Origin of the sequence: Mycolicibacterium alvei (assembly GCF_010727325.1) — a bacterium.
Lineage (GTDB): Bacteria > Actinomycetota > Actinomycetes > Mycobacteriales > Mycobacteriaceae > Mycobacterium > Mycobacterium alvei.
This window is the reverse complement of record NZ_AP022565.1, coordinates 3,440,028-3,465,283: the sequence shown is the minus strand read 5'-3', so window position 1 is coordinate 3,465,283 and position 25,256 is coordinate 3,440,028. Positions and strand designations below refer to the sequence as shown.

General features: G+C 66.6%; 17 protein-coding genes and 1 pseudogene. 10 read left to right on the top strand and 8 right to left on the bottom strand.

Annotated features, from left to right (window positions below; all coding sequences use genetic code 11):
* Window positions 1–413 precede the first annotated feature (413 nt).
* Window positions 414–3,272 carry an MMPL family transporter gene (locus G6N44_RS16515; RefSeq protein WP_163665745.1) on the bottom strand — a complete coding sequence of 953 codons (2,859 nt, stop codon included), beginning with the start codon at window positions 3,270–3,272 and terminating at the stop codon, window positions 414–416.
* Window positions 3,273–3,551: 279 nt separating this feature from the next.
* On the opposite strand from G6N44_RS16515, the gene G6N44_RS16510 reads away from it, so the two are divergent.
* From G6N44_RS16510 to G6N44_RS16495, 4 genes are all read left to right on the top strand, one after another.
* On the top strand, window positions 3,552–3,998 hold the full coding sequence (locus G6N44_RS16510; protein ID WP_163665743.1) for a hemophore: 447 nt from the start codon (window positions 3,552–3,554) through the stop codon (window positions 3,996–3,998).
* 169 nt (window positions 3,999–4,167) lie between these two features.
* Window positions 4,168–4,551 (top strand): heme-binding protein, encoded by a 384-nt coding sequence (locus G6N44_RS16505; RefSeq protein WP_163665741.1) that lies wholly within the window; start codon window positions 4,168–4,170, stop codon window positions 4,549–4,551.
* Window positions 4,552–4,625: 74 nt separating this feature from the next.
* The gene (locus tag G6N44_RS16500) at window positions 4,626–5,294 is read left to right on the top strand and encodes a response regulator transcription factor (RefSeq protein WP_163670055.1); all 669 of its coding nucleotides are present in this window, start codon (window positions 4,626–4,628) and stop codon (window positions 5,292–5,294) included.
* A gap of 26 nt (window positions 5,295–5,320) precedes the next feature.
* Entirely contained in the window at window positions 5,321–6,667 is a 1,347-nt protein-coding gene (locus tag G6N44_RS16495) for a sensor histidine kinase (RefSeq protein WP_163665739.1), read from the top strand.
* Here G6N44_RS16495 and G6N44_RS16490 read toward each other — a convergent pair.
* From G6N44_RS16490 to G6N44_RS16480, 3 genes are read right to left on the bottom strand one after another with little or no spacing between them, the layout of a single operon-like run.
* Window positions 6,655–7,020, bottom strand: a complete 366-nt coding sequence (locus G6N44_RS16490; protein WP_163665737.1) for a DUF3054 domain-containing protein — start codon at window positions 7,018–7,020, stop codon at window positions 6,655–6,657. The genes G6N44_RS16495 and G6N44_RS16490 overlap by 13 nt on opposite strands.
* A complete protein-coding gene (locus G6N44_RS16485; protein WP_163665735.1) occupies window positions 7,007–8,209 on the bottom strand; it encodes a M23 family metallopeptidase in 1,203 nt (400 codons plus the stop codon). Before G6N44_RS16485 ends, G6N44_RS16490 begins: the two co-directional genes overlap by 14 nt.
* A gap of 8 nt (window positions 8,210–8,217) precedes the next feature.
* Window positions 8,218–9,345, bottom strand: a complete 1,128-nt coding sequence (locus G6N44_RS16480) for a lysylphosphatidylglycerol synthase transmembrane domain-containing protein (RefSeq protein ID WP_163665733.1) — start codon at window positions 9,343–9,345, stop codon at window positions 8,218–8,220.
* Window positions 9,346–9,416: 71 nt separating this feature from the next.
* On the opposite strand from G6N44_RS16480, the gene G6N44_RS16475 reads away from it, so the two are divergent.
* Window positions 9,417–10,562, top strand: a complete 1,146-nt coding sequence (locus tag G6N44_RS16475; RefSeq protein ID WP_163665732.1) for an AI-2E family transporter — start codon at window positions 9,417–9,419, stop codon at window positions 10,560–10,562.
* 7 nt (window positions 10,563–10,569) lie between these two features.
* On the opposite strand, the pseudogene G6N44_RS16470 reads toward G6N44_RS16475, so the two are convergent.
* The 3 genes and pseudogenes from G6N44_RS16470 to trmB all read right to left on the bottom strand — a co-directional run bounded on the left by G6N44_RS16470 (window position 10,570) and on the right by trmB (window position 15,142).
* Window positions 10,570–13,571: pseudogene (locus G6N44_RS16470) on the bottom strand (MMPL family transporter).
* A 60-nt stretch (window positions 13,572–13,631) separates the two neighbouring features.
* Entirely contained in the window at window positions 13,632–14,348 is a 717-nt protein-coding gene (locus G6N44_RS16465; RefSeq protein ID WP_163665730.1) for an NYN domain-containing protein, read from the bottom strand.
* Window positions 14,345–15,142 carry a tRNA (guanosine(46)-N7)-methyltransferase TrmB gene (gene trmB / locus G6N44_RS16460; protein WP_163670050.1) on the bottom strand — a complete coding sequence of 266 codons (798 nt, stop codon included), beginning with the start codon at window positions 15,140–15,142 and terminating at the stop codon, window positions 14,345–14,347. The genes G6N44_RS16465 and trmB overlap by 4 nt, the downstream gene beginning before the upstream one ends.
* A gap of 208 nt (window positions 15,143–15,350) precedes the next feature.
* Between trmB and G6N44_RS16455 the strand changes: the two genes are divergently transcribed.
* The 3 genes from G6N44_RS16455 (at window position 15,351) to G6N44_RS16445 (ending at window position 19,726) form a co-directional block, all read left to right on the top strand.
* Window positions 15,351–16,268, top strand: coding sequence for a hypothetical protein (locus G6N44_RS16455; RefSeq protein ID WP_163665728.1), 918 nt, complete (start codon window positions 15,351–15,353; stop codon window positions 16,266–16,268).
* Entirely contained in the window at window positions 16,265–17,743 is a 1,479-nt protein-coding gene (locus tag G6N44_RS16450) for a hypothetical protein (protein WP_179964394.1), read from the top strand. Before G6N44_RS16455 ends, G6N44_RS16450 begins: the two co-directional genes overlap by 4 nt.
* A 156-nt stretch (window positions 17,744–17,899) precedes the next feature.
* Window positions 17,900–19,726 carry a phosphoenolpyruvate carboxykinase (GTP) gene (locus G6N44_RS16445; RefSeq protein ID WP_163665726.1) on the top strand — a complete coding sequence of 609 codons (1,827 nt, stop codon included), beginning with the start codon at window positions 17,900–17,902 and terminating at the stop codon, window positions 19,724–19,726.
* 177 nt (window positions 19,727–19,903) lie between these two features.
* On the opposite strand, the gene G6N44_RS16440 is transcribed toward G6N44_RS16445, so the two are convergent.
* Complete coding sequence (locus G6N44_RS16440; RefSeq protein ID WP_163665724.1) at window positions 19,904–22,555, bottom strand: ATP-binding protein; 2,652 nt, start codon at window positions 22,553–22,555, stop codon at window positions 19,904–19,906.
* 223 nt (window positions 22,556–22,778) lie between these two features.
* Between G6N44_RS16440 and fadD4 the strand changes: the two genes are divergently transcribed.
* Window positions 22,779–24,299, top strand: a complete 1,521-nt coding sequence (gene fadD4, locus G6N44_RS16435; RefSeq protein ID WP_163665722.1) for a fatty-acid--CoA ligase FadD4 — start codon at window positions 22,779–22,781, stop codon at window positions 24,297–24,299.
* A gap of 5 nt (window positions 24,300–24,304) precedes the next feature.
* A complete protein-coding gene (locus G6N44_RS16430) occupies window positions 24,305–25,201 on the top strand; it encodes an enoyl-CoA hydratase/isomerase family protein (protein ID WP_163670048.1) in 897 nt (298 codons plus the stop codon).
* Window positions 25,202–25,256 lie beyond the last annotated feature (55 nt).

The window sequence follows — 25,256 nt, the reverse complement described above, 5'->3', positions numbered from 1 at the left end:
CGGTTGTCGTGGCTGTGCCGGCTGCTTCGAGCGCTGGACCGGTGTGCGTGGTGTTTGCGTTGCCTGCCCCTGTGTGCGCTGTCCCTTGGTGTCCTGCTTGGGAGCACGTTGCTCCTGTGTCCGTTGTACCTGGTTGGGCGTGCTCGGGGAGCGTTGTGCCGAACTGCGCTGCCCGGTCGTGCGTGACGTCGTGTCGCGCGGTGCCGACGTGGGCTGAGCCGAGGCGGGCCGCGGCGCGTTGGTCCGCTGCGCAGTCGTTCGTTGGGCTGCGGTTCGTTGGGTCGATGAGCGCTGCCCGGAGGTGCGTTGAGCCGGCGGCGCCTGGGGGCGTCGAGCAGACGATTGAGCCGGCTGAATCTCGTCACGACGCGCAATCCGCGCATCCCTCGGTTCCCGGACGTCGGGGGCCAACGTCACTTCGCCTCCTCAAGCATTGCTACCGCAACTGACAGGCAGCGCTGCCTGACCTTCTCCCATTCGGCAGCTGCATCCGGGTCCGACATCGCGAACTCGCGCTCGTCGGACGGCTGCGGGTCGGCCAGCCGCCGCACCAGCTGCGTGGCCACCCATCTGCTCGTCGGGTTCTGCCCACAGTAATACCGGTCCATGCCCGACAACACCAGGGCTGCGGTCTCGGTTTCCATCGACTCGACAAGATCAGCAAACTCTTCAAAGTCTTTGGTGCTGTTGCGGCACATGACCAGATAACTCTTCATCCGCAGCGTTTCGGCGCCGGTCGGGATCTGCAGCCGATCACCGGTCGGCAGCTGCACATTGGTGGTCTCGACCGGGCCGAGCCGTTTCATCGGAGCCCGCTGGGCCTCGGCCTCGGCCTCAAGCGCGTCCACGGCTACCGAGAGCCTGCCCCGCCACATCGTTACCGGATGCACACCAGGGCAGCGTTTCGGCCCGCCCGGCCGCTGCGCCGCCAGCCATGCGGACGGTTTGCCGCAGCCGCTGAACGCCAGCGGATCGGTGACGATGATCGTCTGCGGGGCAAGATGTTTCATCCGGGCGGCGGTCCGCACCATCATGCGCAGGTCTGATCCGCTGGGACCCAGCGCCGAGATGCCGTCGGGGATGATCACCAGATCGGTGACCTCGACCTTGGGCAAAGGCTTCTCGAAGTCCACCTCGGGCAACAGCCGGTCCAACCAGTGCGGCAGCCACCAGTTCCATTCGTCGAACATGGCCATCAGGGCGGGCACGAGGATCAGCCGGACCACGGTCGCGTCGACCGCGATGGCCACCGCGCAGGCCACACCGAGCTGGGCCACCAGGGGCATGCCGGCAAAAGCGAACCCGATGAACACCGCGATCATGATCAACGCGGCGCTGGTGATGGTGCGCGCGCTGGTGCTGACGCCGTAGGCAACCGCGTCGCGGGTGTCGGCGGTCTGGAGGAACCGCTCCCGAATCCGGGTGAGCAAAAAGATCTCGTAGTCCATCGACAGGCCGAAGGTCATCGCCAGAACCAACGGCGGAACGGTGCTGTCGAGCGAGCTGATCTTCTCGAAGCCCAGATCCTCGAACCAGCCCCATTGGAAGACGACCACCAGGCTGCCGTAGGCCGCGGCCACCGACAGCACCGTCATCACCACGCCCTTGAGCGCCAGCAGTACCGACCGGATCGACACCAACAGCATCACGAAGGCAATCAGCGCGACGAACAGGAACACCAGCGGCTGGGTGCTGGAGACCCGATCGTCGAAATCCTTGATCAGGGCGGTCGGGCCGCCGACATCGATCCGTGCGTCCGCCCCCGCGGCCACGGGCAGGTGGTCCCGCATCCAGTCGATGGCCTCGCGGGCGGCCAGGTCTTCCGGGTCCACCGACAGCACGGCAGACAGCAGCGCGCTGCTGTTGTTGTCGGCGAACACGGGCGGCTGCACGTTCACCACATGGGGTGTTCTGGCCATCTCCTGGCGTACCGCGTCGATGGTGGCGGTGCCCTTGGGTCCGGATGCGGTGCCACCCGGGAACGTCACGAGCACCCGCACCGGGCCCAGCGCGCCGGGGCCCAATGCGTCGGCGGCGGCGTTGACGCCGCCGCGGATCTCGTGGGTGGGCTCGAACTGGCGCTGCATGCTGTTGCCCAGGACCATGCCGAACGCCGGGGCCGCCAGGATCAACAACAGGACTGCCGCGCTCGCGGCAGAGGCCCAGGGACGGCGCATGACCGCGCCGGTCCACCGGGTCCAGAACCGCGACTGACTCGCCTCGACGCGCCGTGACCAGTGCAGGTAGGACGAGCGTTTGGCGGCGGCGTTGCCGAACGTCGCCAGCACCGCCGGGGTCAATGTGATGGAGGTCAGTACCGCGACCGCGACGGCCAGGATCGCGCCGGTGGCCATAGACACCAGGACGGGGGTGTTGATGAGGTAGATGCCGGTGACCGAGGCGATCACCGTGAGTCCCGACAGCGTCACCGCCAGTCCGGAGGTGGCCATGGCGGCGTCGACCGCATCGGTCGGATCGCGGCCGGCCCGCAACTCCTCGCGGTACCGCATCAGGATGAACAGGGAATAGTCGATGGCCAGGGCGATACCGAACATCGACACCGTCGAGGTGGCGAACACGCTCATCTGCGTGTACATGGACAGCAGATAGACCAGGCCCATGGTCACCACGACCGTGCAGATGCCGAGCACCAGCGGCAGTGCCGCCGCGGCCAGCGAGCCGAACACCGCCAGCAGCACGATCAACACGATCGGCAGGTTCCACTTCTCGGCCGCGGCGACGTCGTGCTTGGTGGCCTGGGTGGCGGCCGCGCCGAGGGCACCCTGCCCGATGACATAGAACTTGACCTTGCCGTTCTCGCTCTCACCCGGGTTTTCGCCGTGTATCCCGACCTTCTGGCGCAGCTGTTTGGCCACGTCCACCGCGCCGGTGTTGTTGAAGTCCAGCTGCAAGGTGATGACGTACGGGCGGTCCGGCTGCGGGGCGCGCTGTTGCGGATTCGGCACGATCTTGACGCTGGGCACCTGGCCCGCGATCTTCTCCAACCACGCCACCGCAGAGTTCATGTCCTCGAACGAGGCGTCCGCGCGGGGAGCCGCGATCAGGGCAAGTGGGGACGCGCCCTGATCCGGGAAATTCTCCTCGAGTTGTCGCTGGACGTGGAGCGACTGTGAACCTTCGACGTCGAAACCGCCGCCGGTCAGATTGGACGACTGGTTGATCGCGAGGTAGATCGAGGGCACCAGAAGCAACAACCAAGTCGCGAAAACCGCCCAGCGGAATCTGCGCAGATAGCTGCTCAAGCGCATCATGAACTGCTGGATGCGAGGTCCCCGCTTTCTCCCCCAACATGGCTGGGCGTGTCCTGGCTTGTGTCAGCGAGAGCGTACCTCCACGGGTGTAGTGTGGCCCGCTCTCTTCCGGTTCTGAGATCGCCCCGAGACGTTCACAGCAATATCCACAGCTGCCATCCGTAGCGTTACGTGACCGCCGCCGCCGCGCTCGGCTAACGGATCGGCGCCGTCGCGCGACATAGCTGAGGACGACCCCGGCTGACGTGTGCGCAGGGGCCCACGCTGAAGGAGTTCTCCATGCAACCGACCAACGGTGGATTGCGCCGGCCGCTGGCCGCCGTCCTCGCGGCAATCGCGGCCGGCGGTGCGACGGTGGCCGTGCTCGCGGTCCCCTCCGCCACGGCGGCGACCGATCCGTGTGCGGCCAGCGAGGTCGCCCGCACCGCAGGCGGGGTGGCCACCAACATCGGCAACTACCTGGACACCCATCCGAAGACCAACCAGGCCCTGACCACGATCAGTCAGCAGCAGGGGGGCGCCACGTCGATCGCGGCCCTCAAGGCCTACTTCGACACCGACCCTCAGGCCGCCAAGGACATCCAGCAGCTGCAGCAGCCGCTGACCGTCCTCGGGACGCGTTGCAAGCTGCCCGTCACCATGCCGCAGCTGATGGGGCTGGTCCAGGCCACCCAGATCCCGGCGACGGGTCCGCTTCCGGGTCCCGCGACCGCCGCGGCGCGCTAGGTCCGCCGCCGTCGCGGCGTGGCGGTGCCACCGCTGAACTGCGGGTTCACCACCCAGCGCAGCGGTTTTACGCACAAGATAGGCAAGTAGTCACGGATTCTGCTTAGCTTTCTTCAACCGATGACCGATTGGGGTCACGGCCTTCCCGATCCGATGAAGGAGCTTGACCATGTTGCTCTCGGCCCGAAATGCGCGGCGCGTGGTAGCTGGCGTGGCCGGCGCCGGCGCGGTAGCCGGTGCGATGCTGCTCGGCGCCATCCCGTCGGCACTTGCCGACGACCCGGCGGCCAACCCCCCCAACTGCAGCGCAGCCGATCTGGCCGGCGTGGCTTCGGGCGTCTCTGCATCGACCTCGGCGTACCTGTTCACCCATCCCGATGTGAACTACTTCTTCACCAGCCTGGAAGGCCTGCCTCGTGAAGAGGTCAGGACCAAGGTGCACGACTACATGGAAGCGAACCCGCAGACCAAGGCCGAGCTCTCCGGTATCCGCCAGCCACTGGTAGACCTGAAGAACCGCTGCGGCGAAGCTCCGGCTCCCTCCATCCCGTAACCGATGCGGGTGGAAGCTACCCCCGCAGCGTCGAAGGACACGTGACACCCGAAAGCGTGAACCGCACGGTGCTGATGGTGGACGACGACCCGGATGTACGTACGTCGGTTGCCCGCGGATTGCGGCATTCGGGGTTCGACGTCCGGGTCGCTGCGTCCGGCAAGGAGGCACTGCGCCTGTTGTCGAATGAGTCTCACGACGCGCTCGTTCTCGACGTCCAGATGCCGGAACTCGACGGCGTCGCGGTGGTCACTGCTCTGCGGGCACTGGGCAACGAGATCCCGATCTGTGTGCTGTCGGCGCGTGACACGGTCAACGACCGCATCGCCGGGCTGGAAGCCGGCGCGGACGACTACCTGACGAAACCGTTCGACCTGGGTGAACTCGTGGCACGGCTCAACGCCTTGTTGCGCCGGGCCAGCCATGCCGATCGGCCGTCGGACATCATGACCGTCGGGGTGCTGACCATCGACACCGCCCGTCGGCTGGTGTTCGTCGCCGGTGACCGGGTCGACCTGACCAAGCGCGAGTTCGACCTGCTGGCCGTGCTGGCCGAGAACGCCGGTGTGGTGTTGTCGCGGCAACGGCTCCTCGAGCTGGTCTGGGGATACGACTTCGACGTGGACACCAACGTGGCTGACGTGTTCATCTCGTATCTGCGGCGCAAGCTCGAGTCACCCGACTTACCCAGGGTGATCCACACCGTGCGGGGAATCGGGTACGTCCTGCGGGAAGATGTGTGATGGATTCCGTGAGGAACAAACGCTAGGTGCGGGCTTTCGGCTTGATCCGTTCCGCGTCGTTGCGCACCAGGGTCGCGGTGGCTTCGGCGCTGGCGGCTGCGGCCGTGGTCGCGGCGTTCACCCTCCTGACCTCGGTGGTGTTGGCCAACAACGACTCTGCGCAGCTGGATCGCAGGCTCGATTCGATCGTCGATGCCAGCATCAACCCCGAGCATCTGCAGGATCCGACGCGCGGTGTGTTGACCACCGGGAGGTCGGGCGCCACCGGTCAAGTGGTGTTCCAGCGTGGCTTCCAGCTGCCCGCGCTCCCTCCGGGCACCGAGACCGTCGAGGTCAACGGGGTGGATTACCGCGTACGCACCGTCCAACTGCACCAGCAGGGCGGGGTATTGATGTCCATCGGTATCCGGACCGACGGTATCTTGTTGAGCCCCAATAGGATTCCTTTGTTCACCGCGATCGGTGTGGCGACGGTGCTGGTGGCGGGCGGTCTGGGGTGGCTGTTGGCTGGGCCGGCCATCCGGCCGCTGCGCAAGCTCACCGAGCACACCTCGAAACTGGACAGCGGTACCGACGCGATGCCGAAGGTGCGTGGCGTGCGGGAGGCCGAGGAGTTGTCGGAGGCAATGGCAGGGATGCTCACCCGCCTGGCTGCCGCGCAGCGTGCCACCACGAATTCCCTTCAGGCTGCGCAGGATTTCGCCGCCAATGCCGCACACGAACTGCGCACCCCGCTCACCGCGATGCGCGCCGACCTGGACACCCTGCGAATCCACAACCTGCCGGAATCCGAGCGGGACGAGGTGGTCGCCGACCTGTCCCGGGCGCAGCGCCGGGTGGAGGCGATCATCACCGCGTTGGGACAGCTCGCCTCGGGAGAACTCGCCCAGGACGAGGACCGCGAACTGATCGACGTCGCCGATCTGCTCGACCGGGTGGTCCGGGAGAACGCCCGGGTCCGTGAGAACGTCGGGATCGAGGTGCAGGTGGCCGACGATGTCGGTCCGGTACTGGGCTGGCCGGGTGGGTTGCGCATCGCGGTGGACAACCTGGTGCGCAACGCCATCGTCCACGGTGAGGCCACCCGGATCGTGGTGACTGCCCACCGCAGCGGCGAGTTTCTCGTCATCACCGTCGACGACAACGGGCGCGGACTACCGGCCGAGGAGCACCAGACCGTGCTGGGCCGGTTCCGTCGCGGCAGCACCGCGATGGCGGGCGGCACCGGGTTGGGCCTGGCCTTGGTGGCGCAGCAGGCCCAGCTGCACGGCGGTGAGATCACGTTGTCCGACGGGCCACTCGGCGGTGTGCGGGCCACCTTGACGGTCGCCGTGGCGGCCTCGTCGACCGAGGATGTGCCTCAGACAGATTGACGGCGCTGTACCGCTGCCAGCACAGCGCGCCAGCCCAACAGCAGCACCGCGGTCGACACCGTGGCGACCACGATGAAGGCGCCAGCCGCTCCCGCTGAGGTCAGTTTCCTCAGCACCATGCCGACCACCACGGTGCTGATCCACACCACGACCCCGGTGGGCGCCAACGACGTCGGTCGCTGCCAGCCGCGGGACAGCAGCCATCCCACCACCGTTCCGGTCAGGAACGGCCATGCGGTCTCGGCGATCCCGGCCACCGACAGCACCTCGGCGTGGCTGCGTCGCCCCATGGTGCTGAAGGCCACCACGCAGATCAGATCGGCCAGGAAGGCTGCACCGCTAGCCCGTCGCATATGTCATCACATCCAATACCAGTGGACTGACGTCGGTTTGGTCGCGCTCGGCGAAGCCCGGTTGCCGTGCGGCCGGCTTGCCGTCGAACAGCGTATCGGCGGCGGTCAGCGAGGTCAGCCGCGAATCGAGCCGGAACGATTTGAAGGTAAAGGGCAAGCCATTGGATGCCAACGGATCCGGGCCGTCCATCACGTGGAAGTGCAGATGCGGTGCATCGGAGTTGCCGGAGTTCCCCAGGGCGCCGATGACCTGTCCGGTGCTGAGTGTGTCGCCGGGCTTGACCTTGAGGCTGTTCGGTTGCAGATGCGCGTAGAAGGCGTAGTTGCCGTCACCGATGTCCTGCACGATGTGGTTACCGCCGAACTGCTGCAGGGTCAGGCCGTTGGGCGTGACACCGGGAACCTGCTCGTTCAGTCCGTCGAGCACCGCCACGACTGGTCCATCGGCCACCGCGTGGATCTCCGAGCCGAAATACGGGTAGCTCGTGACCTTGGCCCGATCGCCTGTGAGTATCCGGCCGTCGGTGCCGAGCTGCACGTAGTCGATCGCGAATCGTTCTGCTGCCCAGACCTTTCCGTTGATCGGGTTGAGCGCCATGCGGTGCGGTGTCATATCGCAGCAACTGTTGGCGTCGACCCAGTTGTCGCCGGTCAGGGGCGGGGAGATGGACACCGGTTTGCGGGTCTGGACCGATACCGGTGCCACGGACTGGGTCAGGGTCGGTGGGACGAGGGGCGGCATCGGCTTGGCCACGGTGATCCCGAGCTCGTGGGTGAGTTCGTCTGGCACCTGTGCCGGCTCGTCGGCGATCACGTCCAGCCACACGTAGGCGCTCTGTCCGGGGCCGATCACGTTGGTTCCGACGGCGGAATTACCCACGGCCCTGGTCCAGTATTTGAGGCTGTCGCCGGACAGGGTGAGCAACTTGCGGTCACCGGCCACGGTGCTCAGCGAGTTGAGGGTGACGACGGACGGTGAGGTGTTGGTGAGCATCAACTCGTATGCCAGGTGCGTACGGCCATCGGTGGCCGCCACCGGGACCGGTTCGGCCAGAACCGATCCCACCACCGGCGTGACGATCGGCGGCGGGGCGGTGGTGGTGGTCGTGGACTCCGATTGCGGGGTCTGCGCCGACGAACAGCCCGCCAAGATCAGGGCGAGCACTGCCATCGGATATCGGATTCGCATGGATGCTCCTAGTGCTCGGATTCGGGAGGGGCCTCGGCCCCGGGTTGAATTGCCGGCCCGCCGGTCCCGGGTTGAATTGCCGGCCCGCCGGCGTCGGGGTCGATGTCCTTCTCCGTGCGGAACATGAAGAAGAACACCACCCACCCGATCGCCGAGATGAAGATCCAGCTCACCAGCCGGTAGATGAGCATCGCCGAGATGGCCGAGGCCAGCGTCATTCCCGAGGAGACCAGCCCGGGCACCAACACCGCCTCCACCACCAGCAGACCGCCCGGCATCAGCGGGATCGACCCCACCGCCCTGGCCGCGGCGTAGGCGACCGTGACCCCGGCCAGCGAAGGATGGCCGCCTGCGGCATAGCAGGCGAAGGCCAGGCAGGCGACGTCGGCGACCCAGTTGAACATCGACCAGCTGAACGCCGCCCCCAGGTCTCGACGACCCAGACTCACCGACTCCAACTGCTGCAGGATCTCGCGCCACTTGGCCAGCCCGGTATCGGAGGGTTTGCCGCGCAACGAGTTCACCCACGACAGCACCCTGGCTCCGATGCCGTCGATCAATTCCGGTCTGGTGGCCACGGCCTGGGCCAACAGGATGATCGCCAGGAATGCGCCGATCGAGAAGATCAGCGACAGGGGGTTCTTGGTGGCGCCGAGCATGAGGGCACCGCCGAGGCCGAGCAATGCCAGGCCCACGATCTGCAGCACACCGGACATCACCAGCTGCCACGAGGCCACCAGCGGTGAGGCCCCCCAGATGCGTTGTTGTCGATACACGAACGTCGCCGAGAGCACCGGGCCACCTGGCATGGTCGTCGACAGAGCGTTGCCTGCGTAGAACGCGGCCTCCGAACGCCATTGCTTGACGCGCACGCCCGCCGAGCGCAGCAGTGTCCGTTGGATCTGGGCGAAGCTGTGCATCGAGGCCATCGCGGCGCCCACCGCCGCCAGGACCCACCATCCATCGGCGGTGAGCAGGCTGCGCCACGCTTTCGCGAGCTGATCCCAAACCAGCGTCAGCTCGACCGCGAGCACGGTGACGGCGAGTGCGATGACGACCCAACGCACCCACCAGTACTTGCCGCGCGCGGAGCCGGCTCGGTACGGGGCTGTGTCGGCCGGCGCGTCCTGTGACACGCCCTACAGGGTAACCGTGCAGGTCGTGTCAAGATCGCTGCTTGCTGGGCGCGCCGCATTAGGCTACCGAGATGGCTCTGGATCCTGTTGCTGATGAGGCCGTCACGCCGTTCGTCCGCAAGGTAGCCGCCTGGTCTTGGCGCCTGCTGGTCATCCTGGCGGCAGTCGTGGCCCTGCTATGGCTGATCAAACACCTCGAGGTGATCGTGGTGCCGATTGCACTGGCGACGATGGTCGCCGCCCTGCTGCTGCCGGCCGTCGACTTCATGGACCGCCGCGGCGCGCCGCGCGGAGCCGCTGTGGCCCTGGTATTGCTCGCCAGTTTCGCGGTGGTGGGCGGAATCCTGAGCTTCGTCATCTCCCAATTCATCGAGGGCGCACCGCAACTCGTCGAGCAGGTGACGCGAAGCATCGACGGGCTGCGCAACTGGCTGATCAGCGGCCCGCTGCAGCTGAGCAAGGAGCAGATCGACCAGGCCGGCAACACCGCGATCGAAGCTCTGCAGCGCAACCAGGAGAAGCTCACCACCGGGGCGTTGTCCACCGCGGGGACCCTCACCGAACTGCTCACCGGGGCGCTGTTGGTGTTGTTCACGCTGATCTTCCTGCTGCAGGGCGGGCGCAGCATCTTCGCGTTCGTCACCAAGGTGTTCCCGTCGCATGTGCGCGAACGGGTCCAGGACGCCGGGCGCGCCGGGTTCCACTCGTTGGGCGGCTACATGCGAGCGACGTTCCTCGTCGCGCTCGTCGATGCGCTCGGAATCGGTACCGGCCTGGCGATCATGGGCATCCCACTGGCGCTGCCGCTGGCCTCGCTGGTGTTCATGGGCGCCTTCATCCCACTGGTCGGTGCGGTGGTCGCCGGATTCCTGGCGGTGGTGGTGGCACTGCTGGCCAAGGGGTTCGTCTACGCGCTGATCACCCTCGGCCTGATCATCGCCGTGCAGCAGTTGGAAGGCCATGTGCTGCAACCGCTGGTGATGGGACGCGCGGTGTCGATCCACCCGCTGGCGGTCGTGCTCGCCATCGCAGGCGGTGGCGTGTTGGCAGGCATCGTCGGCGCCCTGCTCGCGGTGCCCACCGTGGCATTCATCAACAGCGCGACCCGCGTCCTGCTGGCGGAGGACCCGGACGCCGAGGAGGTCCGACAGCAGGACACGGAGGGCGTTCTCATCGAAGCCGCCTCCGACGACCTGCCGCCGGAGGCGGGACGTTAACCCGGGATCAGAGCCGGCCTTCGCGACGCAGCAGATCCTGCGCGCTCATACCGCCCCCGCGACGCGGAGGTTCGTCGTCGTTGGGGTTGAACTTCTGGGTCGACGGATCCTGATCGCGTTGGCGTGACGGTGGATTCGGGCCGGGGCCCGGTCCCGGACGCTGCGCGTTGAATGCCGTGGTCGGCGCACCCTCCGCACCGGCCGGTGGACGGTGCTGTTGTTGCGGCATCGCACGGGTCGCGTCGGCCGAGGGCCGCGGAGCCGGAGCCGGTGCCGGGGGCGGAGGCGGAGACGGAGGCGGATTGCCGTTGGCCGGGCCGCCGCGCAACGCACCGAGCCACGACTCGATCTCACGTTCTTCACGCGGTGGGGGCCCCGCGGGGGCTCCACCGGGACGCGCGGTCGTCCGCGCTGTGCGCTCCGTACCGGCGTTGGTGTTGCCGGTGGCGGTGTTGACCGTGTTGACCGCCGTGTTCACCGCGTTGCGCACGGCATTGCGCGCCATGGCGAACCGCGTGGTGGCCGGTTCCTGATCGGGCCGCTGCGGGGGCGTTTGCGGCGGGCGATCCGCGCGGTGCCCGCGGCCGAGGGGGCGTTGGCCCGTGGCATCAGCGGGCGCATGGGCTCGGGCCCGGGATGCGTCGGATCGTGTGGCCGAGGTGCGGGCAGGGCGCCGGCGCCGGCCAGCGCGCGGGGGTCCTCACCGGACTCCTGGGTCATCGGACGCTTACGCTCGTCGGGCAGCTCGGTCTCACCGAGGCCGAGCTTCTCCTGAATGCGCTTCATCCAGAGCGGAGCCCACCAGCAATCATCGCCGAGCAGCTTCATGATGGCGGGCACCAGGAACATCCGGATGACCGTGGCGTCCAGCAGCAGGGCGATGAGCAGGCCGAACGCCAGGTACTTCATCATCACCAGGTCAGAGAACGCGAACGCGCCCACCACCACGGCCAGCACCAGCGCGGCGCCGGTGATGAGCCGGCCGGTGGTCGCGGTGCCGATCCGGATGGATTCGGCGGTAGACATCCCGCGCGCGCGGGCCTCCACCATGCGGGACACCAGGAAGACCTCGTAGTCGGTGGACAGACCCCAGATCACCGCGATGATCAGACCGATCATCGGTGCCATCAGGGGTTGTGGGGTGTAGTTCAGCAGTCCGGCCCCGTGGCCGTCCTCAACGAACATCCACGTCAGGATGCCCATCGTCGAGCCGAGCGTAAGCGCGCTCATCAACGCCGCCTTGATCGGCAGCACGATCGAGCCGAATGCCAGGAACATCAGCACCGTGGTGGTGAGCACCAGGATCACCACCAGCAGCGGCAGATTGTCGAGGAGGCTCTGAATGCTGTCCTGCGCCAGCGCCGTGGTTCCACCCACGAAAAGTGAGGTGCCGTGTGGCGGGGACAGGTCGCGCAGTGCGTGGATCTTCGCGGGTGCGTCGGCACTGTTGACCAGACCGTTCTGGATGACCCGCACCGAAGGATCCTTGGTCCCGCCCTCCTGGACCGACCGTTCCTGCCACATCGTCGACGGGTCATTGGTGCCGATGAAGCCCGACACGGTCTGCGCCTTGGCGCGCAGGTCGTCAAGTTGCTGATCGGTCACCGGGTCGCCGCTGTCGTTGCGGATCACGAGTGTCAGCGGTTCGGTACGGAAGCTGGGGAACAGCTGGTCGAAATTCTGCTGGGCCATGCGCACGGAGTTGTCCGGCGGCAGGTATTTCTCGCTGTACCCGCCGAGTGCGAGCTGACCCAATGGGATGACCAGCAGCGTCATGACGATCAGGATGGGTGCGGCGAAGGCGATCGGCCGCTTCATCACCACATTGACCAGCCGGCCCCAGAAACCCTTCTCGACCTCTTCGCGGGTCATGGTCTTCTGGGTCTTCTCGGCGAACCAATCGATGATCTTGCGCGAGAACGGCCAGTTGGCCAGGAACGGGATCTTCAGCAGGGTGCGCACACCGAGCGCATCGACGTTCGGTCCGAGGATGCCCAGCACTGCCGGCAGCACCGTGATCGACAGGAATGCCGCGAGCAGGACCGACGCGATGATCGCGTAGGTGATCGATTTCAGGAATCCGAGCGGGATCAGCAACAGCGGTAGAGAGGAGGCGACGATGATCACTGCGGAGAAGGCCACGGTTCGGCCCGAGGTCATGACGGAGCGGCGAACTGCGGCATCGACCTCATACCCCTCGGCGAGCTCCTCCCGGAACCGGCTCACCATGAACAGGCCGTAGTCGATCGCGATACCGAAGCCCATCATCGTCACGACCGGTTGGGCGAAGAAGTGGACGGGCATGAACTCAGCCGTAAACCGCAGAATGCCCAGCGCGCCGCCGATCGTCAGACCGCCGATAATGGCGGGCAGGGCCGCTGCCACCGCGCCACCGAACACAAAGAACAACACCACGGCGACCAGCGGAACGATCGCGAGTTCGGCGCGTTTCTGGTCGGTGGCGATGGTGCCGGTGAGCTCGCTGGCGATCGGGTTGAGGCCGGCGAGTTGGATGTTGCCGTCGTTGATCGCCCGCATGGCGGGTTCCGCGGCCTGGTAGTTCTTCAGAATGGTGTCGTCGTCATCGCCCTTGAGCGGGATGCTGACGAAGGTGTTTCGCAGATCTTCGGTCTTCATCTGCTGGACGGTTTCCAGGTCGCTGTCCGGGGCGCGCAACCAGCCGACCCAGCTGACCACCTGATCCGGATAGTCCTTGACCAACTCGTCGAGTTCGCCGGAGACCTTCTTCTGCCAGGCCTTATCGGTGATCTTCTTGTCATCCGGCGGTGTCAGGATTGCCACGACATGGCTGGTTCGGTCTCGGCCGTAGACCTCGTCGCCCATCAACGAGGCCTTGACCGACTGGCTGCCCTCGTCGAAGAAACCACTCTGGGTGACGTGCTCTCCGAGACTGGCGCCGAAGACGCCGCCACCTAGGCACAGCGCCACCATGACACCGATGACGATGTACCTGAACTGGTACACCGTTCGACCCCACCAGGCGAACACTTAGGCTCCTAACGCTTTTGAAACTTTGTGGTGACCCGCGCGAACGAAGGTCTTCAGTTGTCACACACGCGAGGTCAGTAGCGCCGACAGCGGCCGGAACGGCTGCAGCCATGCGCCCTGCTCGGGCAGCGAGTCCAGGCCGATCCGTGGCAACGGTTCCCGGAACACACCGGGAATGTCCTCCAGATCGACAAACTCCAAGGTATCCGACGCTAACGCCCAGCTCGCATGTTCGCGAAATCCGAGCACCTGCACGGGAGTGCCCTCACGGGCTATTTCTTCCAGCGGTTGCCGGAATGCCTGTCCGTCGGCCGAGGCGACCAGGACCGCTGCCAGGCCTTCGCTGCGACGCAGGGCAATGTGATCGAGCATGTCGCTGTCGACATCGCTGTCGTCGTCGATCTTCGGCTTGGCGAAGACGGCGAAGCCCACGTTACGCAAAGCTTCCACCCACGGGCGCACCACATCGGCGCTACCTGGGGCGATGTTGGTGAATACGGTGGCCTCGGGCTCCAGTGAGAGGCCTGTGTCGTCTCCGGTGGACTCGCCCGATTCGGTGGCCAGCTCCGCGGTGTATCCCAACAGCCAACGGCCCAGCGCATCGAAGCGGGGACGGTGCGCGGCGGTCGGGCGACCACCCAGGATCGCGCCCAGTCCCATATCCAGATTCGGGGCATCCCACACGAGCAGCACCCGACGGGCAGACGTGCCCGAACCCGCACCGGATCGGGCGTCTACCTGCGCGGTCTCGTCCTGCATGTCTTCGGTCACACTCATGGCAGTTTCTCCCACACCAACTCGGTGACGTCGGGGCCGGCCAGGGCCTTGCGCTCGTACTTGGTGACCGGACGTTCGACCGAGACGGGTAGAGCGGCACCGGGCTCGACCCGGCGCAGCCGCGGCTCGGCGTCACCCACCTCAGCGATGTGCTCGGCATATCCGCCGTGGTCGGTGGCCGCATGCAGGATTCCGCCGGGACGCAACCGGTCGGCGATCAGTGCCACCGTGGCGGGCTGCAGCAGGCGGCGCTTGTGATGGCGGGCCTTGGGCCAGGGATCCGGGAAGTACACCCGCACGCCGGTCAGGGACTCCGGGGCGAACATGTACTCGAGGACGTCGACGCCGTCTCCCCGAACCATGCGGATATTGGTCACCGGCGATGAGGTCTGGGCGGAGCGGTCGATCGCGCTGAGCAGTTGGGCAAGGCCCTTGCGGTAGACCTCGACCGCGACCACGTCGAGCTCTGGTTCGGCCTGGGCCATCGCCAGGGTGGACGTGCCGGTGCCGGAGCCGATCTCCAGGATCAGCGGGGCTGAGCGGCCGAACCAGGCCGTGGTGTCGAGGTCGGTAACCGGTTGGGAGTCCTCATCGCGGGCCTGCATGCCGAGTTCGGGCCACAACCGGTCCCAGGTCTGTTGCTGGGCGGTCGACAGCGTCGACCGCCGGGTGCGGAAGCTGGTCACCCGTGGAAAACGGTGTGGTTGGGTGGGCGACACGCCAGCCGCCTCATCTGCCGACGCCGGCCCACCGACATCGGACCTAGACGGGTGCATCCGTCCATGGTCTCTTATCGGGGGCGGTGTGCCCGCATCGTGGTAGAGATTGATACCCAACAGTTGCCTCCAGCTGCCGGGCGTAAACATCTGTTCGCGAGTCAGTCCGGGCCGTGTCACGATTTTTCGTGAGGCACCGGGGTTACGCCCGTCATCACGCAGGGAAGGCCGCCAGATTTTCGCAGACGAGCTCACACGCCTTGCCGACCGCGACGGCGATGCGCGGTTGGCGGCGATCGGTGCGCGCGTTTCGGCTCCGCTCACCGTCGGTGTGCGCGGGCGTCGCGGCGTCGGCGTGAGCACGGTGCAAGCCGCGGTGGTGGGCTCCGGTCTGGGGCTCGCGGATGTCGGCGATGTGACGGTGGTCGTGATCGCCGAGGTGCTCAAACCCGAGGATCGGGCTGTGCTGGCCGAGCTGAGCCGGGCGGGTCGGCCGACGATCGTCGTCCTCAACAAAGCGGATCTGGCCGGGTCCGGGCCCGGAGGTCCGGTCGCCACCGCCCGCCGCCGGGCCGACTGCCTGCAGGAGTTGGCCGGGGTACCGGTGGTGCCGATGGTCGCTTTGTTGAGCCGGACGGTTCTCGGCGAGCATCTGGTCGAGGATCTCCGGTTGTTGGTCGCCGAGCCGGCCGATCTGACCTCGGCGGACGCGTTCGTGGCGGGTCCGCACCGGGTGCCGCGTGCCGTGCGCGCCGAGTTGCTGCAACGTCTCGACCGGTTCGGGATCGCCCATGCCACGTTGGCGTTGAGCCGGGGTACGGATCCCGGGAGCCTGCCCGGGCTGTTGCGAGCTCTCAGTGAGGTCGACCGGGTGGTGGCGGCCATCGACACCGCGGCCGCGTCGGTGCGGTATCGGCGGGTGCGGTGGGCGCTGGCTGAGCTGCGAGCGGTCGGCGGCCCGATGGTGGGTCGCTTTCTGGCCGCCGACGAGACGGTCGTCGCGGTGATGGCCGCGGCCGTCGATGTGGTGCAGGCGGCCGGGCTGAGGGTGGACCCCGGAGCTGACCGTGATGCCCATCTGCGTCGGGCCCGCTACTGGCGGCGCTACCGTGACGGTCCGGTGAGTACCTTGCACCGCAGTTGTGGCGACGACATCATGCGAGGGTCACTGAGACTGTTGGGCGCGGCGAGTAAGGGACGATGACCGAGGTGGATACGGCCAGGGATGAGGCCGTGGCGGATGCGGTGGCGGCGGCTGACGCCGTGGTGGCGGCGGTCGATCCGGGCCTGAACTCGCCGGGCGTGGAGGTTCGCAACGCGGTACTGGTGGCCGGCCCCTGGTTGGCCGGATCGACGAGTGTCATGGCGGCGTTGCGGGAGCTGATGCCACAGACCACGTTCGTCGAATCCACCGAACTGGTGGCCGGTGAGGCGCCGGCGGCCGTGGTGTTCGTGGTGTCGGCGGCTTCCCCGATCACCGAATCTGATTGCGCCCTGGTTGATTTGGCTTCGCGATACACCGACCTGGTGGTGGGTGTGGTGTCCAAGATCGATGCGTACCGCGACTGGCGCGAGGTGCGCGACGCCGACGCGGAGATTCTGCGTGGACGCGACGAACGTTACGAGCGCATGCCCTGGGTGGGGGTGTCGGCCGCGCCCGACCTGGGTGAGCCGCAGCTCGATGAACTCGTCGAACTGTTGACCGGTCAGTTGGCCGACCCTGACATTGCGCGTCGGAACAGGTTGCGCGCCTGGGAAACTCGACTGGAAGCGGTGATCGGCAGGTATGAGGCCGACGGGTCCGGTGCCGACCGTCAGGCGCGGGTGGATGTGTTGCGGGAGCGTCGCGCCGAGCTGGTCAGGGCCCGCAGGCTGACCCGCACCGAGCGCAGCATCGGGCTGCGCAGTCAAATGCAGCAGGCTCGGGTTCAGCTCGGCTATTTCGCCCGCAACCGGTGTAATTCGGTGCGCACCGAACTGCAGGAGGACGTCGCCGGTATCAGCCGTCGCCGGATTGCCACGTTCGAGGAGTACGCCCGTCAGCGCGCCGGTGAGGTCGTCGGCGAGGTCGACGAGGGCGTGACCGCACACCTGCGTGGCGTCGCGACAGAGCTCGACCTGCCCGTGCCTGCGCCGTCGGCGGCCGGGGCGGTGGTACCCGACCTGCTGTCTCCGCCGCTCAGATCCCGCACGCTCGAAACCCGGCTGATGCTGGTTCTGGGTACGGGCTTCGGGCTGGGTGTCGCGGTCGCGGTCAGTCGCCTGCTGGTCGGTGCGGCGCCACGCCTGGCCGTGGCCGGTCTCGTGGTCGGCGCGGTGGTGGGTCTGCTGCTGGCGGTATGGGTGGTCGGCACCCGTGCGCTGTTACACGACCGGGCGGTACTGGACCGCTGGGTCGGTGAGATCACCGCGACCCTGCGTTCGGCGGTGGAGGAACTCGTCGCGACGCGGGTGCTCGCCGCCGAAACGGCACTCACCACTGAACTGGCGGCCCGAGAGGAAACGGAGACCGCCGCCGCGACCGAGAAGACTGCCGCCATGGATGCCGAACTGCGCGAACACGCCATCGCCACCGCGCGGGCGGCCGCTCAACGGGACCGCCGGATTCCGCCGTTACAGCGGGCGCTGGACGCGGTCCGGGCGGATTTGTACGGCAACAGAGAAGCTACCGACGAGTAACATGCGGATAACGTCGATCTGAATCGTTCCTGTGAGTGATCGGACATACCACTGGTTCACAGCGGGTATGTCACCCGCGTTAACCTCTATCCAAGGGGTAGCCGTGACCGCGGCATGACGCGGCTTGGGTTACACAAACCTACGCAGGAGAATTTGATGACCTCAGCGACCATTCCGGGTCTCGACACCGCACCGACGAAACATCAGGGACTGCTGGCCTGGGTCCAGGAGGTCGCAGAGCTGACACAGCCTGACCGGGTGGTTTTCGCCGACGGGTCTGCCGAGGAGTATGACCGACTGGCCGCCCGCCTGGTCGAGGCCGGCACGTTCCAGAAGCTGAACGAGGAAAAGCAGCCGAACTCCTACCTGGCGCTCTCGGACCCCTCGGATGTCGCCCGAGTGGAATCGCGCACCTTCATCTGCTCCGAACGCGAGCTCGACGCCGGTCCCACCAACAATTGGATGGATCCCGCCAAGATGCGCGGGATCATGACCGATCTGTACCGCGGTTCCATGCGTGGCCGCACCATGTACGTGGTGCCGTTCTGCATGGGGCCGTTGGACGCCGAGGATCCCAAGCTCGGTGTGGAGATCACCGACTCCGAGTACGTCGTGGTCTCGATGCGCACCATGACCCGGATGGGCCAGGCCGCGCTCGACAAGATGGGTGACGACGGCTTCTTCGTCAAGGCACTGCACTCGATCGGCGCACCGCTTGAGCCCGGTCAGCAAGACGTGCCGTGGCCGTGCAACGACACGAAGTACATCACCCACTTCCCGGAGACCCGCGAGATCATGAGCTACGGCTCGGGCTACGGCGGTAACGCGCTGCTGGGCAAGAAGTGCTACTCGCTGCGGATCGCCTCGGCGATGGCCCACGACGAGGGCTGGCTCGCCGAGCACATGCTGATCGTCAAGCTGATCTCCCCGGAGAACAAGTCCTACTTCGTCGCCGCAGCGTTCCCGTCGGCCTGCGGCAAAACCAACCTGGCGATGCTGCAGCCCACCATTCCGGGCTGGCGCGCCGAGACCGTCGGTGACGACATCGCCTGGATGCGCTTCGGCAAGGACGGCCGCCTCTACGCCGTCAACCCCGAGTTCGGCTTCTTCGGCGTCGCGCCCGGCACCAACTGGGATTCCAACCCGAACGCGATGAAGACCATCGCCGCGGGCAACACCGTCTTCACCAACGTCGCCAAGACTGACGACAACGACGTGTGGTGGGAAGGCCTGGAGGGCGAGCCCGACCACCTGATCGACTGGAAGGGTCAGGACTGGAACCTGCGCGAGGCGGAAACCAAGGCGGCGCACCCGAACTCGCGCTACTGCACGCCGATCGCCCAGTGCCCGACGCTGGCGCCGGAGTGGAATGACCCGCAGGGAGTGCCGATCTCGGCGATCCTGTTCGGCGGTCGTCGCAAGACCACGGTGCCGCTGGTGACCCAGGCTCGCGACTGGCAGCACGGCGTCTTCATCGGCGCCACCCTCGGCTCCGAGCAGACTGCCGCCGCCGAGGGCAAGGTCGGCACCGTGCGCCGCGACCCGATGGCCATGCTGCCGTTCCTCGGCTACAACGTCGGCGACTACTTCCAGCACTGGATGAACATCGGCAAGAACGCCGACGAGTCCAAGCTGCCCGCGGTGTTCTTCGTCAACTGGTTCCGCCGCGGCGACGACGGCCGCTTCCTGTGGCCGGGCTTCGGCGAGAACAGCCGCGTGCTGAAGTGGGCCATCGAGCGCATCGAGCACAAGGCCGACGGCAAGAGCACCCCGATCGGCATCGTGCCGACGGCGGCCGACCTGGATCTGTCCGGGCTCGACGTGGACCCCGCCGACGTGGACGAGGCTCTCGCCGTCAACACCGAGGAGTGGAAGGCCGAACTCCCGCTGATCGAGGAGTGGTTCGAGTTCGTCGGGGAGAAGCTGCCCACCGGCATCAAGGACGAGTTCGACGCCCTCAAGCACCGCCTTTCCGAGGCCTAGCACCGCGAGCGTGCGTGTCTGCTGGTAGACGCGCCGCGCAACATCAGCATGACGCGCACCCTCGTGCCTCACGAGGGTGCGCGTTTGCGTGTGAAAGGCATTGCGCACCTCCTACGTAGCCCACGCATCCGTTTGAGTTCAGGTAGGCGATCGGGAAACCTGGAACCACCCGCGGTATCACGATGGAGACGTGACGTCAGTGCGCGCGCGGTCGATCTGTGCGAGCGCATAGTTCGCGATCTCAGTGGCGGACATGCTCGCGCCTGCCTGGGCGAGCCTGTCGTATGCGGCGTCGCCGAGGACCTCGCATAGGTGAGTGATCGCCGCGGCGATCTCCGGAAAGCTGGTGTACGCGAGGGCAGTTGTGGCGAATCCGCTGATTGTGGCTGCGGATTCGTGGTGGCCCAGTCGGTCGAGCAACGCGGCCAGCAGCCCGATCGCGTTGCGCATCAGCTCGACACTGCCGGAATCGAAGTAGTGTCGGATCATCTGGCTGATGTAGTCGAAGGCCTCGGTGAATTCCCCACGATCGGCGGCGAGTTTCGTCAGAAGCCCGGCGACGATGGACGTCTGCTGTCGGTCGCCGCTTTCCTCAGCGATAACCCAGGCCCGCCGAAGCGATTCATAGGCCGCTGTGGGATCGGACTCCCGGCGTGCCCAGCCATGTGCGAGGAATGCGGCACCGGCCAGGGCGGGATTGTCGGTATCGGCGGCGGCCGCAGGCAAATGTTCTGACGCCTCCATCGCGTCGGCGGTGGCCCCGGCGATGGCCAGCGACACTGCCATCACCGATCGGCTGCCGATATGGCGACCCGGATTGCGGGCGATCGTCGCCCGGCACCACTCGACGGCCCGCCCGGGCTGGCCGATGGTGCTGTAGCCGGCCGCGATCACACAGGCGAATTCGTCGGTGACGGCGGCGAATTGGCCATCTTCAATGGCTTCTCGGGCGGCCTCGGCATACGCGTCGAAGCTTCGCACCTGCCCCAGTGCTGAGCAGTTGGCGGCGCCGACGTAGAGCTGGGCCAGCCGGGGATGTTGTGCGGCCACCGCATCCGGGATGAGCTCCTCGAGCCACGCGATCGGCTCCCACTGCTCCACGAAGTACCCGAGGAATATGGCGGTTACCGCGATGGTTGCCGCCGTATCGAGGTCTCCACGATCGGCCGACCAGTGAAATGCCGTGCGCAGGTTGGCCAGTTCGCGGTTGAGCCACTGGTAGGCCTCATGTTGACGCGGGCTGTCCCACAGCGCAAGGACTTCGGTCTCCAGGCCGGCGAAGTAACGCGCATGTGCGGTGCGTATGGCTGCCGGATCGTCGGAGCCGACGAGTTGGTCCTCCGCGAACTGGCGGATCGTCTCCAGCATCGAGAATCGGGTCCGTGCTGATGTGCGGTCGGCCACCAGCAGTGATTTGCGGACCAGTGCGTCGAGCACATCCATGGTGGTCAGTTCATTGCCGGCGTCTGCCACCGCGGATGCAGCGGCCAGGCTGAACCCGCCACTGAACACCGAACACCTTGCCAATAAGACCTTTTCGTCCGGGCTCAGCAGTTCATAGGACCACCGCACAGCGTGACGCAGAGTCTGATGACGTTCCAATCCCCGTCGCGAACCGACCAGCAGTCGGAACCGGTCATCCAGCCGATCACGTATCTCGGTGGTGGTCATCGAGACCAGTCGGGAAGCCGCTAATTCGATCGCCAGCGGAATCCCGTCCAGGCGCCGGCAGATCTCCACGACTGCGGCGGACTCGGCCGGTGCGGTGAACGAGGCATGGGGTGACACCGCGTGTGCCCGATCGATGAACAATGCCGTGGCCGCGGAATCGTTACCGGCGCCGATATCCAACGATGGCACGGGCCAGAGATGTTCATTGTTGAGCCTTAGTCCTTCTCGGCTGGTCGCCAGGATTGCCACGGTTGACGAGTGGGTGAAGATCACCTCGATCAGATCGGCTGCGGCGTCGAGAACGTGTTCGCAGTTGTCGAGGATTAGGAGCCGGGCTCGGCCCTCCAAGGCCGCGGCCACGCTGTCCACGACACTGAGTCCGGGTTGCTGGGTGATCCCGAGTACGGCCGCTACGGCCTCGGGGACGGCTGCCGGGTCGCCGACCGGGGCGAGTTCGATCACAAACACGCCGTCCGGATAGGCGTCCGCACAGCGGGCCGCGACCTCTACCGCGAGTCGGGTCTTGCCCACCCCGCCGACCCCGGTCAACGTCACCAGCCGATGTGATTTCAGGGCGGTTTGCAGTTCAACCATTTCTGTCTCCCGCCCGATGAAGCTCGTATCGGGCGGGTGGAGATGTCCCGGAGTCGGGTCGACAGTCGTCAACTCCGGGAAGTCGCCTTGTAGGCCAGGAGCGCCGACCTGGAAGACGTCGACGGGTCTGGTGATATCGCGTAACCGCTTGGGTCCCAAAGCCTTCAGATCGACGCCGGTGAGCAGACCCGCCGTCGCCCCGTCGAGCAGGATCTGGCCGCCGTGTCCGGCGGCCATGACCCGGGCCGCCCGGTTGAGTGCGACGCCGAAATAGTCGCCGTCACGCAACTCGGCTTCACCGGTGGCGATGCCCATCCGCACCGGCAGTTCCAGCCGCCGTTGCGCGGCTATGGCTGCCTCCACAGCGGCTCGGGGTGAAGTGAACACCGCACACACTCCGTCGCCGGTGTGTTTGAAGACCTGCCCGCCGTGGGCTGCGATGGCTTCGCGCAGCGCCGTGTCATGCAGTGCGAGGGCGGTCCGCATGGCGTCAGCGTCGGATTCCCACCGTCGCGTGGAACCTTCGATGTCGGTGAACAGGAACGTGAGGACTTGCGACGCCATGTCTGGGCCGTCCTCAGCGCCGTTGGGTGAATCGCATCGGCGCTCCCCACGCTCGATCCGCTGGGTTCTGACATCGTAGGTCCGACGCAAGCGACCGGGGCCGTGATTAGCGGCGCGCGCACCGTCGGTGCTTCTGCAGTCAAGTACCTGATCACGCTGATTTCGGAGGGTGTAGCCCCGCCCTAGTTGACACCTGTCAAGTGGCGCCGGTTACAGTGCCCTCATGCAGATCCGCGAGCATGCCGAGGCCAACCCTGAAAAGCCGGCGATCATCCTCCACCCCTCGGGCACCGTCGTCACGTTCGGTGAGCTCGAAGCCCGCGCGAATCGCCTGGCCCATTACTTCCGCCGGCAAGGCCTGCATGAGGGCGACGTCGTCGCGATCCTCATGGAGAACAACGAGCACATCCACGCCGTGATGTGGGCCGCGCGCCGCAGCGGTCTCTACTACGTGCCGATCAACACCCATCTGACCGCCGCCGAGGCGGCCTACATCATCGACAACAGCGGGGCCAAGGCCATCGTCGGCTCCGCCGTGCTCAAGGACATCCTCAGCGGCCTGGACAAGGAGTTGCCGAACGGACTGCCGGGCACCCTGCTGATCTCCGATGGTGAGTTGGACGGCTGGCAGCGTTATCCGGAAGCTGTCGCGGATGAGCCGGCCACCCCGATCGACGACGAGCTGGACGGCGATCTGCTGCAGTACTCGTCGGGGACCACGGGGCGGCCCAAGGGCATCAAGCGGGACCTGCCGCATGTGCCGCCATCGGAAACCCCCGGCATGATGGCCCCGCTGGTGGGCTTCTGGATGCAGCCGGATTCGGTGTACCTGAGCCCCGCCCCGCTGTACCACACGGCACCGTCGGTGTGGTCGATGCAGATTCAGGCTGCCGGTATCACCACCGTGGTGCTGGAGAAGTTCGACGCCGAAGGCTGCCTGGACGCGATTCAGAAGCACAAGGTCACCCAGGGGCAGTTCGTCCCGGTGATGTTCACCCGGATGCTGAAACTCCCTGAGGATGTGCGTAACTCGTACGATCTGTCGAGTCTGCGGCGGGTCATGCATGCGGCCGCACCGTGTCCGGTCGAGATCAAGAAGCAGATGATGGACTGGTGGGGGCCGATCGTCGACGAGTACTACGCGTCCTCGGAGGCCATCGGTGCGACGGTGATCTTCGCCGAAGACTGGCTGACGCACCCGGGTTCGGTGGGCAAGCCGATGAACGGCGTCGTGCACATCCTCGACGAGGACGGCAAAGAACTTCCGCCGGGCGAGTCCGGTGAGATCTTCTTCGAGGGCGGCGCCGATTTCGAATATCTCAACGATGCCGAGAAGACCGCGTCCTCGCGGGACTCTCACGGCTGGAAGACGGTGGGAGACATCGGATATGTCGATGAAGACGGCTACCTCTACCTCACCGACCGGCGCCACCACATGATCATCTCGGGTGGGGTGAACATCTACCCGCAGGAAGCCGAGAACATGCTTGTCGTCCATCCGAAGGTGATGGACGCCGCGGTGTTCGGCATCCCCGACGACGAGATGGGCCAGAGCGTCAAGGGTGTGGTTCAGACCGTGGATCCGGCGGATGCCACACCGGAATTCGAGCGTGAGCTCCTGGATTGGCTGCGTCAGCGCCTCACGCATTACAAGTGCCCGCGGACCATCTCGTTCGAGGTTGACCTGCCCCGCACCGACACCGGCAAGCTGTACAAGCAGGAGCTGATAAACAAGTACTCGTGACCGTCCTGGAACTGCCCGCCGGAATCTGCGTCGGGGTCGACACCCCGACCGATGCCGCGACGTTCACGCTGACCGAACGTCCCGCTGATGACCGCCGGATGGTCACCGTGGACTCCATCGAGCAGGCCCTGGACGAGCTCACCGACCGGTGCCGGACGTGGCCGCAGGCGACCGCGGTGTGTGATGACGTGCTGCGCAGCGTTGATCGCAACGCTGCCGCGTTCGGTGGGGTGATCACCGAGTCCCTGGCGTATTCGACGTTGCAGTCCGGGCCGGAATTCGCCCGGTGGCTGGCCGAACGGGGACCGGCAACGGTGCCGCAGCTGCCCGAACCCGTACAGGCCTACCGGGACGGCAACACTCTGCACGTCCGGTTCAACCGGCCACAACGCCACAACGCGTTCTCCACCGATGCCCGCGCCGCTCTGCTGGAGGCCCTCGAGGTGGCGCGCCTTGACCGCTCGGTCGACGAGGTGGTGCTCGGCGGCAACGGCCGGTCATTCTGCAGCGGCGGCGATCTGGCCGAGTTCGGCTCGTTCGCCGACCCGGCCAGCGCCCACCTGGCCCGTACCCGGCACAGCCCTGCCCTGGTGCTCGATGAGATCACCGCAAGACTCGGCCGCCGTTGCCGCGCCGAGGTGCACGGCCAGGTGCTGGGCAGCGGCCTGGAGATGGCATCGTTCTGCGGCTGGGTCAGTTGTGATCCGGACGCCACGATCGGCCTGCCGGAGCTGGCCCTGGGGCTGATCCCCGGCGCGGGTGGCACCGTCAGCATCACCCGCCGCATCGGGCGGTGGCGCACGGCCTACCTCGTGCTCTCAGGGTGCACCATCGACGCGGCCACGGCGCTCGCGTGGGGCCTGGTCGATGAGGTGCGCCCGGTACCGGTAACTCTGCCGTGAGGGAGTGACTGGCATAGTGCGAGATGTGAAACAGGGTGGCCCATACTTCGACGAC